The sequence below is a fragment of the Guptibacillus hwajinpoensis genome, assembly GCF_020524165.1.
GTDB classification, from domain to species: domain Bacteria; phylum Bacillota; class Bacilli; order Bacillales; family Guptibacillaceae; genus Guptibacillus; species Guptibacillus hwajinpoensis_D.
The window spans coordinates 845,272-857,118 of the sequence record NZ_JAIVKU010000005.1; the positions used below are offsets into that span (position 1 = coordinate 845,272).

12 protein-coding genes are annotated in these 11,847 nt (G+C 40.9%); 2 read left to right on the plus strand and 10 right to left on the minus strand.

The annotated features are described in order from the left end of the window. Positions 1 to 110: 110 nt before the first annotated feature. On the minus strand, positions 111 to 1,595 hold the full coding sequence (locus LC090_RS17465) for an MDR family MFS transporter (RefSeq protein WP_226659283.1): 1,485 nt from the start codon (positions 1,593 to 1,595) through the stop codon (positions 111 to 113). Positions 1,596 to 1,911: 316 nt separating this feature from the next. Between LC090_RS17465 and LC090_RS17470 the strand changes: the two genes are divergently transcribed. Both LC090_RS17470 and chrA read left to right on the plus strand, forming a co-directional pair. Next, positions 1,912 to 2,220 (plus strand): PadR family transcriptional regulator, encoded by a 309-nt coding sequence (locus tag LC090_RS17470; RefSeq protein ID WP_226659284.1) that lies wholly within the window; start codon positions 1,912 to 1,914, stop codon positions 2,218 to 2,220. 12 nt (positions 2,221 to 2,232) lie between these two features. Continuing rightward, the gene (gene chrA, locus LC090_RS17475) at positions 2,233 to 3,426 is read left to right on the plus strand and encodes a chromate efflux transporter (protein ID WP_226659285.1); all 1,194 of its coding nucleotides are present in this window, start codon (positions 2,233 to 2,235) and stop codon (positions 3,424 to 3,426) included. Between the two features lie 35 nt (positions 3,427 to 3,461). Here the strand turns inward: chrA and LC090_RS17480 are convergent, their stop codons facing one another. From LC090_RS17480 to LC090_RS17520, 9 genes are all read right to left on the minus strand, one after another. Continuing rightward, entirely contained in the window at positions 3,462 to 4,688 is a 1,227-nt protein-coding gene (locus LC090_RS17480) for a protein phosphatase 2C domain-containing protein (protein ID WP_226659286.1), read from the minus strand. Between the two features lie 86 nt (positions 4,689 to 4,774). After that, positions 4,775 to 4,960, minus strand: coding sequence for a hypothetical protein (locus LC090_RS17485; RefSeq protein ID WP_226659287.1), 186 nt, complete (start codon positions 4,958 to 4,960; stop codon positions 4,775 to 4,777). Between the two features lie 145 nt (positions 4,961 to 5,105). Next, complete coding sequence (locus tag LC090_RS17490) at positions 5,106 to 5,798, minus strand: Na-translocating system protein MpsC family protein (protein ID WP_226659288.1); 693 nt, start codon at positions 5,796 to 5,798, stop codon at positions 5,106 to 5,108. 281 nt (positions 5,799 to 6,079) lie between these two features. Continuing rightward, positions 6,080 to 6,268, minus strand: a complete 189-nt coding sequence (locus LC090_RS17495; RefSeq protein WP_226659289.1) for a hypothetical protein — start codon at positions 6,266 to 6,268, stop codon at positions 6,080 to 6,082. Positions 6,269 to 6,350: 82 nt separating this feature from the next. Further along, positions 6,351 to 7,280, minus strand: a complete 930-nt coding sequence (locus LC090_RS17500) for an aldo/keto reductase (RefSeq protein WP_226659290.1) — start codon at positions 7,278 to 7,280, stop codon at positions 6,351 to 6,353. A 69-nt stretch (positions 7,281 to 7,349) separates the two neighbouring features. Beyond that, positions 7,350 to 8,369: a phosphotransferase enzyme family protein gene (locus tag LC090_RS17505; RefSeq protein WP_226659291.1), complete on the minus strand. Its 1,020-nt coding sequence runs from the start codon at positions 8,367 to 8,369 to the stop codon at positions 7,350 to 7,352. 97 nt (positions 8,370 to 8,466) lie between these two features. Next, the gene (gene rbsB / locus LC090_RS17510; RefSeq protein ID WP_226659292.1) at positions 8,467 to 9,390 is read right to left on the minus strand and encodes a ribose ABC transporter substrate-binding protein RbsB; all 924 of its coding nucleotides are present in this window, start codon (positions 9,388 to 9,390) and stop codon (positions 8,467 to 8,469) included. A 10-nt stretch (positions 9,391 to 9,400) separates the two neighbouring features. Next, a complete protein-coding gene (gene rbsC, locus LC090_RS17515) occupies positions 9,401 to 10,354 on the minus strand; it encodes an ABC transporter permease subunit (protein WP_226659293.1) in 954 nt (317 codons plus the stop codon). Next, positions 10,344 to 11,837, minus strand: a complete 1,494-nt coding sequence (locus LC090_RS17520) for a sugar ABC transporter ATP-binding protein (RefSeq protein ID WP_226659294.1) — start codon at positions 11,835 to 11,837, stop codon at positions 10,344 to 10,346. Before LC090_RS17520 ends, rbsC begins: the two co-directional genes overlap by 11 nt. Positions 11,838 to 11,847 lie beyond the last annotated feature (10 nt).

Genomic DNA, 11,847 nt, shown 5'->3' on the forward strand with positions numbered 1-11,847 from the left:
TCTTTTCAATTATATTACAGTTCCTCTTTCTCCATAAAAGCATAAAGTCGGATATTTCGTTACAGAGTTGTGACAACTAAAAAAAGCGTCTCAATGAGAGACGCTTTTTGTTATTCATTTACAGCTTGAACCTCGGGCTGATCTGAATGGTTTTCAGGTAATGCCTTACGAATAAAGAGAGAAACGAAGAAACCAACAATCGTAAATCCAAAGGCAACAAGGTAGACAAGCTCAACTCCTGATACAAGAGACTCACTAATGGTTTGTGCACTCGCAGGATTTGAAGCATGATCGAGATAGTTTTGTTGACGATTTGTCATGATACTAATGAATACCGAGACCCCAATCGCTCCTGAAACAGGTTGGAGCGTGTTCATAATGGCTGTTCCATGGGGATAGAGCTTTTTCGGCAGTCCATTTAACCCATTCGTTTGAGCTGGCATCATGATCGCTGATATGGATAACATGAGTAAGATGTAAGTGACTACAATTAACGTGATGGAGGTGTCTAATCCAACTTTACTAAAAGTAAACATAACGCCAACTAGCACAAAGCTTGCTGGAATAATGAGTTTTCTCGGACCAAATTTATCAAATAATTTCCCCATAACTGGTGACATCAATCCATTTAACAGTGCCCCAGGAAGTAGAATTAAGCCAGCCGTTTGAGGAGATAAAGCTAGCGGCCCTTGCATGTACATTGGTAAAATAATCTCCGATGAGAACATAGCCATAATAATGATAATGAAGAGTAATACCGCAACGGTGAACATTGGATATTTAAAGACTCGAACATCGAGCAATGGCTCCTCTAATTTAAGCTGCCTCATGACAAATAGGATTAATGTTACGATTCCAATGATAAGAGGAAAAAAGACTTGTGGAGCTAAATAGCTCACTTCTCCTTCTCCCGCAAAGCTAAATGCTAGTACAATTCCACCGAACCCAACTGTAGATAAAAGGATAGAAAGGACATCCACTTTTGGCTTTGTTACTTCTCCAACGTTCTTTAAGAATTTATAGCCAAATGCAATTGAAAACAAAGCAAATGGGATTACTGTAAGAAATAGATATCTCCAACCGAGCTGATCCACAATGATTCCTGAAAGTGTTGGCCCAATCGCTGGTGCAAACATGATGACAAGTCCAACTGTTCCCATAACCGTTCCGCGACGCTCAGGCGGAAATATAAGAAGAAAGGTGTTAAATATGATTGGAATTAACAATCCCGTTCCAACTGCCTGAAGTAGTCGACCAGTTAATAGAACGGCAAACGTTGGCGCTACTGCACATATAAGCGTTCCGATTGTAAAGATCGTCATTGTTCCAATAAACATCTGTCTTGTGGTAAATGATTGGAGAAGAAGAGCCGAAATCGGCGTTAAGATCCCCATTACTAATAAGAAGCCGGTGGCCATCCATTGGACCGTTGCAGGCGTTACGCTAAATTTATCCATTAATGTGGTTAAAGCGATATTTAAAAGTGTCTCATTTAAGATAGCAAAAAACGCGCCAATAATAAGGGAAATCATAACTGGTTTCACATTAAAATCCGGATCATCAGCTAAAAATTCATATGTCTGTTTTTCCTCCATGTATTCCCCTCCCTTTTCGATAATCATGAAATACAATTTATTTTACTTCCATTAGAATTTACTGTCTATTCATTTTCTAAACAACAGTCAATATCTTACTATACCTGAAGCGTTAAGAAAAGAAATTAAGCATAAGCGCTCCATCATGATTACGGATTAATTGGATGTTCTTTTACAACCTATATGGAAGATTATTGTTAAAGCTTAATTAAAAGTATTAGATTTCTCTTGTACCCTCTCCCATTTCCATCTACACTAATCTAGAACACCAATATCGATTTTCGATATCGGTGTTAGATATTGAGGAGGGAAACAAGTGGATAATAAGATACTGCGAAAGCTATTTTTAGGATTCATACAAATTCATATTCTCCATCACGCTAAGGAAGAGCCTATATATGGATCCTGGATGCTAGAAGAACTTCGTGAGCATGGGTATGAAATGAGCTCTGGTACATTATATCCTATCCTTCACAACATGGAGAAGGATGATCTGCTTTCTAAGGAAGAAAGTAATGTGAATGGGAAAATTCGAAAATACTATCGAACAACTGAGAAAGGCGCACTAATTCTATCAGAGGCGCAATCAAAAGCATACGAGCTTTTTAAAGAAATCAAAGACTAATGGGGGATCGACATGCCAGCAAAACACTCATTTAAAACGTTTATTGAAATTCTTCTCGTATCAACGCGTCTTGGCTTAACATCTTTTGGTGGCCCCGTGGCGCATCTTGCTTATTTTAAAGATGAGTATGTTGATCGGAGAAAATGGCTTGATGACAAAATGTATGCTGACATCATTGCGCTCTGTCAATTTCTCCCTGGACCCGCTAGTAGTCAAGTCGGAATTGCAATCGGGATGATGCGCGGTGGCATGCTCGGTGGCTTTCTATCGTGGTTCGGCTTTACAGTACCTTCTGTTTTTATTCTTGTCGTCTTCGCCTTGCTTTATCAAACCTTTTCGCTAGGAGACGGCACATTCATTCATAGTTTGAAGATCGTTGCAGCTGCGGTCGTGCTTCACGCAGTTATTGGACTCGGGAAAAAGTTAACACCTGATCGCACAAGAATGGCGATCGCGTTAGCAGCAGCTTTTATCTTGCTACTCTATCCGTCTGCCTGGATGCAACTCCTTATTATTGCAGGTGCTGGATTGCTTGGATTACGACTTTTTAGCGACAAAACAGAGACAAACGTAGAGCCATTTCCTGTTTCCTTATCCAAAAAAGTTGGCGTTTCTGCGCTTGTTTTATTAGGATCACTATTAATTGTCCTTCCGATTCTTAAGCGATTAACCGATCACCCGCTACTTCATTTATTCGACACCTTCTTTCGAGTCGGTGCACTGGTATTCGGGGGAGGACATGTCGTCCTACCTATGATTGAACGAGAAATTGTTCCCGAAGGACTTCTTACAGCTGATCAATTTCTTTCAGGTTATGGAATGGCACAGGCAGTTCCAGGTCCTTTATTTACGTTCGCAAGCTATCTCGGTACGATGATAGGGGGCGTAACAGGCGCAATTGTTGTAACGATTGCGATTTTCTTACCATCCTTTCTATTGATTACCGCTGCCCTGCCTTTTCTAAACGAGTTACGAAAACGGGCATCCTTCCAAAAACTTTTAATAGGCGTGAATGCAAGCGTGGTAGGGATTTTGTTAGCGGCCTTTTACGATCCAGTTTTCAAAAGCGCCATCTTGTCAGGAGAAGATTTTGCTCTTGCCGCGGTGCTATTCGCACTTTTATCCATTTGGAAATGGCCAGCATGGATGATCGTGGGAATTGGAATCATAGGAGGGTATGTGATTCAGCTTATCAATTCATTCTAAATGAAGACGTCGCATGGATGCGACGTCTTCGTTCATTATATGTCACTCGGCATAGTGCCCTCTTCAAGAATGAATTGATCCCATGCCAAGATCGTCGTGCTATCTCTTACGCCTTTAACCTGTATCTCATTTAATAGCAGTTGTAAACCTTTTCGAACTGATTTATCTTTCATCATGGCGACAACTTGCTCTGGTAAATAGAAATTTGTATGAGGACACTCTAATAACCCATCCGTCGTTAACAAGATGCGATTATTTCCTTTTCTCAATTCCTTTGTGCCTGTACTATAGCATGGAACGGTCGCATCAAATGTGTTAACTTCGCCGACCCATTCGTAGAAGCTCCGATGATTTTGTACCGATTCTCCAAGTGATTCTAACTCTGGATGCATCAAAAACAAGAGACAATCACCTACTGAGAACCACCAGAGATACTTGTCTTTTCGGACAGCGATCAAACAGGCTGTTTCCCCTTCCACATCCCGACACTTTTGCTTAAATGCTTCGTTTTGAAAAAGGGCTAAAATCGCATTCGGCAATACCATCATCGCTTCTGCTGTCTCCTTAGCAAGGATGTTTGTCAAGTACGATTGGTTCTGCTCAAATTCATCTATAATAAGAGCTGCACTACTCGCTGATTTATGGGCATCTAACACGATGGCCAGTTCCCAGTCCGCTCCATTCCAGATAAGACATCCATCTTCATTCTTGACCTGGCCAGCAGTCAAATCCCCCCCGAATCGTCCTACCCAGACCTTCCCAATGAGAGTGCAGTTTGGTTTATCTAAATAAGGATCCTTACTTCCCACCCAGCTTAAATGATCGTTTCTCTCTTCTGTCTCTCGATTTCCTTCAGTCAGGTTACGCCTAGCGTCAGCAACCAATACTGACATCACAGCTTCAGGGTAGATACATAATTCATTTAATTCATCTAATGGTATCCAAACCGCTTTATACGTACCTTGTTTATGAGAAGAAGACTGATATTCACTACCGGTTCCGTTTCCAAATTCTCCACCGGTGATTTCAGCCGTAAAGTAAAAATGTTTCCCATTAAATTGGAAAGACGTATACAACGCTTTTACACAGACGTCTACTCCTAGTTCTTCAAGAGCTTCTCTTTTGGCAGCCTGGTTGAAAGTTTCATTTTCTTCCACTCCACCGCCTGGAATAACATAATACGTTTCATCATGTCGTTTTCGCTCAATTAACGCGATTTGGTCATCTTGAATGATGATCACTCCAGCTCTGTTTCGACCCATGTCTTCCCTCCTCACCAACTGCTCCACATCATTAAGCCATTCGATTCGAGAGGAGGGACTTCCTTCTTTTTACGATCAGTGAACGCCTACCGAATACTACCTTTACAATAACTGCAAATTTCATATGATTCTTTATCGATTAGCTTTTGAAGGTAAAGATGATCGTGCGTTCCTTCTCTTTTGGTAATAGGGGTGGTGTGGAATTCACATTGATCACCAGCAAATGGTGTTCGATGAATGGTTCTTTTTGAATGATCGATAAGGTATTTCATTATCTTCCTCCTTGACTGATTCTTTGTTCATAGAGTGTCTATAGTTGCATTGGAAGGATAGTAAAATAAAAAAAGCCAAAAAGAACCAGAGGTCTGGTTCTTTTTGGCTTATAACTGGTTCTATCGCCCAGTTTATTTCCACCTATTATCCATTTGGTTTAAGGATTAATGTAATATAGCTTTTATCTAAATTAAAATCCCAATCTACAAAGATATCTTCCACTTTTGTAGAAAGGATTGATTCAAATTGGTGATCATGAAGCAAACTTTTCTCAAGTCGCCTTTTTGTTAATTTCAATTGCTCTTCAAAACCATCGCGAATTAACTCTTTTTCGATGCGAACAAGAATGCCATCTCGAAGAACAACGAGCGTTCGATCATTTAACATACAGGAGTCTACTTTTTCTGGCGCTTTTTCCGCAAGCATACTCACGCGAATAATTTCCTCATGGACACGTTCTTTCTCATCGTATGCAGGAAGTTCTTTTCCTTCCAGTGCAAGAATGTTTTTCATCACACCCACAATAACACCAGATCGATTTTGAAGCGACCAATCATGATAAAAGGACTCGATTTCAACACCTGTCATGACTCGAATCGACGCTTTAATTTCGGGCAATAGGCCTTGAATGAGCAAATCGCGCGTTTCTTCTACACGCATGTCTTCTTTCTGATCCACAAGAACACGTTCCATCGGAGCAAGAAAATCGCGAAAGTAAATCGTCATATACGGCTCATGAATCGAGACGTATACCGATGAAGGGCCTTTCCCAAAGTTATCTCTTAACAGTTTTCCAACATAACTCGCAATCTCAGCTTCATTTGATTTACGTTCCATGATGTTCACCCTTTATTCTAAGATAGGAACTTTATATTCCCCATCCAGTACTCATTATAGTAGTCTTTCCTACGCATTGAAAGAATATGGACTGAATTTGATATTTCATTTAGATGACAGTTACCTAGCGCTTTGCTTTTAGTGTCTACCAACACATAACGTAGCAGCCTTTCAAATCTTTTTTTATGTAAGAACAAGCTTTCCCTCTTAGGCAAACATCTAAGGTTTTTTCACCAACTACTTCCATTCTGTAACAGGCGATACGTTCATGATTTCCAGAGCTATCTTCTTTGCCTCTTCTTTTTTCTTTTTGCCACTAACCAGATAACCCGTTGAAAGACCACGGCCACTGCACCAAGAGATAGAATCATTCCCGGACGTGCGGCGCGGTCTTCTTCGAAAAGAAAAATAAGGAGAATAGCAATGAGCACGATCGTTAAAGTTAAGATAAACAGCACGTTTTTTTTCATCGTGTCTTGACTCCTTTCAGTAAACTCCGGTATTGCCTACTAAAAAACCAGAGGACGTGAACGCCCCTGGCTTCTCCTTTTTTCACTTGAAAATTTGGTCAATTCGCTGGATTTCTTCACTTGTTAACTTCACATCAAGTGTTTTCAAGTTATCAACCACTTGTTCTTGTCGCTTGGCCCCTGGGATAAGGACATCAATGCTATCACGTGTTAAATACCACGCAAGGACAAGGTGTGGCACCTCAACACCCTTCGCATTCGCAATATTGCGTACCTGATCGACTTTTTTTAAGTTTGCTTTAAAAGCTTCTCCTTGGAAGAGAGGATTCTTTGAGCGAAAATCATCGAACGTTGTCTTTTCATCATATTTACCTGCTAAAAGTCCGGAGGCAAGTGGGAAGTATGGGATAAAAGAAATCCCCTGTTCTGCTGTATAAGGAAGGAGATCTTCCTCAGCCTCACGATGGAATAAGTTGTAGTGACTTTGCAACACATCAACATAGCCATCCTGGTTTGCTTCTTTCAACTGCTCTAAATCAAAATTAGAAACACCAATTGATTTTATCTTCCCCTGGTCTTTCAATTCTTTAAGAGCACCTACAGCTTCAGCTTTGTTAGTCTGTTCATCCGGAAAATGAATATAGAATAAATCGATGTAATCCGTTTGAAGTCGCTTTAAGCTATTCTCTACCGATTGTTTTAGGAACGAAGGTGAATTATTATAAACAACTTCTTCTCCTTTAAATTCATGAGCTCCTTTTGTTGCGAGCACGATATCATCTCGGCTTCCACGTTCCTTTATCACTTCGCCAACAAGTTCTTCAGAACGCTCAGGGCCATATATATAAGCTGTATCCAATAAATTGATGCCATTATCTAATGCTGCTCTTACAAGGTCTTTCCCTGTTTCTTCATTTAAATTCGGATAAATGTTATGTCCACCAACAGCGTTTGTACCTAACCCGATTGGATTTGCCTGTAAACCTGAATTTCCAATTTGTACTTTTGCCACTTTCAATCATCCTTTCTGTTAAAAGCTACGCAAAGTACATTACCACTTCTTAGTAATTGGAAAACATCGTTACGTGCTTTCAACCCAATTCTCTCTATCTTCAAAAGCAGGCTCTGCGATTAATTCAGAGTGAATCAAACGTTCACGTATATCATTCAATAGGGCTTTTTCTTTTGAATTCATCTTAGCTATATCAAACTTTTTATGAAACACGGTATAAAGCTCAAAATCTCTTAATCGAAGAAAATACGGAAGTGTTTTAAGCCATTCATAGGAGACATTCTCTTCTTCACGGTACCCTTTCAAAAACGAGCGTAAAAATGCTGTGGCAAAGCTTGAACGCTCAGTAAGAGACGCATTTCCACATTTATGCCATACCGCATAATAGACAGGAATAGCAAGATCACTAATATAATAATGATACATACTATCATCGAAATCGAAGAGATGAATGTGCTGACCGTCATAATGAAAGTTACCGTGATGAACATCCGAATGAATAAGTCCGAACGTTTTCCCTGTTTCATGGAATGTTTGTATTTCTTCAATGAGTCTTTTGCCTTCTATTATGATTTTGGCATCTTCGCTTTTGGAGAGATAGCGGTCGAATTGAAGCAAGTCTCCTTCGTCCCATCTCTGTCGCTGAAAGGATAGCTTCCTTTTCATCGATAGACGGTGCATTTTCCCGATCTCTCTTCCCCACGCTTCGAATAGAGGAGGTCCAAATATGGCCTCATTCACTTTAACCGCATCTCCAGGAACTTTTTCAAATAAACACGCAAAAAATTGCCCTTTTTCTGTTGAAAAACACTCCACCATGTCGTTATTTTTTGAAGGATAGGCGCATGCAACATGAACGCCTTCATGATGTAATTGATTAACCCAAACAAGTTCGGAGTTTATTTCCTCAACCGTACGGTGAGAGCTATGAGTCAAACGAAGAATCCATGCCTTTTCATCTTCTTCTACTTCAAAAACATAGTTTTCGAAGTCGCCTTGTTTCTTTATATTTGTCGCTTCGATTCCAAACCGGTTAATCGCTTCATCAACAATCTTTTCTGAGAACATTGCTTCAATCCATGCTTCCATCTCCACAACCTCCTTCACTTCTAGTAATTGAGTTCGACTTTTCTCTTCCATTTCCTCTTAAACGACAAAACGCCCCCATAAGTGGGAGCGCTTCGTCTTATTTTGTTTCTTCTGATACAAGTTTCAATGGAACAGGTATCGTTTCATCGACTTCGTTTCCTTTTAGTACATCCACTCCAGCCTGAACGGCGAGTGAACCAATTTCCTCAGGTTGCTGTGCAACTGTCGCTGATAGCTTTCCATCTTGAATACTATTAATGGCATCTTCATTGCCATCAAATCCAACAACGAGAATGTCTTTCCCTGAGCTTTGAATGGCTTGTAGGGCTCCTAGCGCCATTTCATCATTGTGAGCAAATACCGCTTTGATATCGGGATTACCCTGGAGCAAGTTTTCCATCGTATTTAAACCTTCTGTACGATCGAAATTAGCTGTCTGCTTTGCAACAACATCAAGCTGCTCATCAGCAATATGATGGAATCCTTTCCCGCGCTCTCGAGTAGCCGATGCACCTGGTACCCCCTCAAGCTCAGCTACTTTGGCGCCTTCTCCTAACTGCTCAACCAAAAACTCGCCAGCCATCTCTCCACCTTTTTCGTTATCAGAGGAAACGAGGGTTGCGACCTCGCCCTTTTCAGCTGAACGGTCGAGCGTTACGACGGGAATGCCAAGGCTATTCGCTGATTGAACCGCCGTCGAAATGGCAGCTGAATCGGTTGGATTAATTAGAAGAACATCGACACCCTGTTGAATCAAATCTTCCACGTCGCTAATTTGTTTTGCTGCATCATTTTGCGCATCTACGACGACAACATCCATTCCTTTTTCTTTTGCTTCAGCTTCTACCCCATCTTTCATTGAAACGAAAAAGGGATTATTTAACGTTGAAACAGATAAACCAATTTTAATATCTTTTATATCCGTTTCCTGACTCGGCTTGGCCCATTCAGGCGGTTGAAGCGAACACGCTCCAAGAACAAGTAAGGACAAACTGAGCAGGAATGGCAATAACTTTTTCATAGTAATCCTCCTAAGCCGCTTTTTTACGATCGATCAAGACTGCAATGATAATAACAATTCCTTTAACAACCATCTGGAAGAATGATGATACACCGAGAAGATTTAACCCGTTATTTAATGTACCGATAATGAGCGCACCGATTAACGTACCGACAATTAAACCACGGCCACCGGAAAGGCTTGTTCCACCAAGGACAACGGCAGCGATCGCATCAAGCTCATACGATGTCCCTGCTGTTGGTTGTGCTGAATTTAATCTCGACGTTAGAATCGCTCCCGCTAAAGCTGAAAGTAGTCCAGCTAGAGAATAAATCATCACTTTCATACGATTCACTTTAATACCTGAGATAAGAGCCGCTTTTTCATTTCCACCGATGGCATACGTTTTACGACCAAACGGTGTTTTATGAAGAATCACCCAGAGAACAGCAAATGAGAGTAACATCGTGATCGCCGGAACTGGGATACCAAGGAAATAGCCTCTTCCGAAAAGCTGGAAAGCATAGCTATCGCCAAGCCCTGTAATCGGATTCCCATCTGTATAGACGAGCGTTAATCCACGGAATAATGTCATCGTTGCAAGCGTTGCAATAAATGGCGCCATTTTTCCTTTCGTAATCAACAGTCCATTGACCATTCCCATAACAGCACCAAGTAATGAGCCAATCAGTATCGCTAGAATCGGATCAATTCCTGACACCATCATGCCAGCCATTAGTGCACTTGAGAGCGCTAATATCGAACCAACCGATAAGTCAATTCCGCCTGTTAAAATAACAAATGTCATTCCGTAAGCAATAAGTGCATTAATTGCCACTTGTCGCAGCAAGTTTAATAAGTTAAGAGGTTCTAAAAAACTTGGGTTTAATATGGAAACGGTTACAACAAGAACCAGTAAACCTAATAGCGGTCCAAGCTTCTGCATCACGTTACCCACATGATTTGTTTTCATTTCATTCTTCATTTTCTTGACCTCCTGTTGCCAGCGTCATTATTTTCTCTTGCGTCGCTTCCTCTTTGGATACTTCACCAGTCAGTTGACCTTCACGGAAAACAAGAATCCGATCGCTCATACCAAGCACTTCAGGTAGTTCTGAGGAAACCATGATAATCGCAACTCCACGATCCGTTAACTCATTCATTAATTGATAGATCTCACGCTTCGCTCCAACATCAACACCACGTGTAGGCTCATCTAATATTAATACTTTAGGTCCGATTCCAATCCATTTTGCGATAACCACTTTTTGTTGATTACCACCAGAAAGGTTTTTAGCACTTGTTTTAGCAGACTCCGTTTTAATCGTTAACCGTTTAATGAGTAGCTCAACAAAGTCTTGCTCACTCTTTTCATTAATTAAGCCTTTAGGAGCAAAACTATAAAGACTCGGTAATGCGATATTGTCTTTAAGAGAGAAATCGAGCACAAGTCCCTCTTCTTTTCGGTCCTCTGTAATAAAACCAAGTCCCAGCTGAACAGCCTGAGAAGGATTTTTAATGACCACTTTTTGGCCTTTAATGTAGATATCACCCGTGTATTTTCCATCCAGTCCAAAAATGGTGCGCATCACTTCTGTTCGTCCAGCACCCATTAATCCGGAAACCCCTACAATCTCACCTGATCTTACTTTAAAACTCACATTCTGGAAGATTCCTTTTCTTGCAAGGCCCTTTACTTCTAACATCGTCTCACCAGGCTTAGGAGCACGCTCAGGGAAGCGATCGGTTAATTCTCGACCAACCATTTTCCGAACGACTTCATCAAAGCTTGTATCTGGGATTGGCTTTGTATCCACTGTTTTTCCATCTCGCATCACGGTGATTCTGTCACAGATGGTGAAAATCTCTTCCATTCGGTGCGATATATAGACGATGGAAACGCCGCTCTTCTTTAACGAGCGTATGACCTGAAACAGCGTTTGAATTTCACGTTCTGTTAACGCTGCTGTAGGCTCATCCATTATAATCACTTTCGCATCCGTCATTAATGCTTTTGCAATTTCAATCATTTGCTGCTGCCCAACGGAACATTTTCCGGCTTCCTGCTGAAGAGGAATGGAGATAGCTAGTTTCTTAAACTGCTCATTCGCAATCGCTTTCATTTTTTTCGTATGAATCAGTCCAAAAGATGTAACCGGTTCCTTATTAATAAATAAATTCTCCAAAACCGTTAATTCAGGCCAAATATTTAACTCCTGATGAATGAAGGCGACGCCATTTTCCTCAGCTTCTTTCGGATTGTCAAAGACACGTTCTTTTCCATCAATTTCGATTGTTCCCTGATCTTTCTTATGAAGACCAGTAAGAATGTTCATGAGCGTTGACTTCCCTGCTCCATTCTCCCCCATAAGCGCATGAACTTCGGCATCTTGAATGTCGATGTTCACTCCCTCAAGCACTTTATTCGCTCCAAATGCTTTATGAATGTCTCTCATGCTAATTTGCATGCTATTCACC

What these genes read in the sequence shown, in the direction of transcription:
- LC090_RS17465 (WP_226659283.1), bottom strand. Translation starts at nt 1,595, where the DNA reads ATGGAGGAAAAACAGACATATGAATTTTTAGCTGATGATCCGGATTTT.
- chrA (WP_226659285.1), top strand. Translation starts at nt 2,233, where the DNA reads ATGCCAGCAAAACACTCATTTAAAACGTTTATTGAAATTCTTCTCGTA.
- LC090_RS17480 (WP_226659286.1), bottom strand. Translation starts at nt 4,688, where the DNA reads ATGGGTCGAAACAGAGCTGGAGTGATCATCATTCAAGATGACCAAATC.
- LC090_RS17485 (WP_226659287.1), bottom strand. Translation starts at nt 4,960, where the DNA reads ATGAAATACCTTATCGATCATTCAAAAAGAACCATTCATCGAACACCA.
- LC090_RS17490 (WP_226659288.1), bottom strand. Translation starts at nt 5,798, where the DNA reads ATGGAACGTAAATCAAATGAAGCTGAGATTGCGAGTTATGTTGGAAAA.
- LC090_RS17495 (WP_226659289.1), bottom strand. Translation starts at nt 6,268, where the DNA reads ATGAAAAAAAACGTGCTGTTTATCTTAACTTTAACGATCGTGCTCATT.
- LC090_RS17505 (WP_226659291.1), bottom strand. Translation starts at nt 8,369, where the DNA reads ATGGAAGCATGGATTGAAGCAATGTTCTCAGAAAAGATTGTTGATGAA.
- rbsB (WP_226659292.1), bottom strand. Translation starts at nt 9,390, where the DNA reads ATGAAAAAGTTATTGCCATTCCTGCTCAGTTTGTCCTTACTTGTTCTT.
- rbsC (WP_226659293.1), bottom strand. Translation starts at nt 10,354, where the DNA reads ATGAAGAATGAAATGAAAACAAATCATGTGGGTAACGTGATGCAGAAG.
- LC090_RS17520 (WP_226659294.1), bottom strand. Translation starts at nt 11,837, where the DNA reads ATGCAAATTAGCATGAGAGACATTCATAAAGCATTTGGAGCGAATAAA.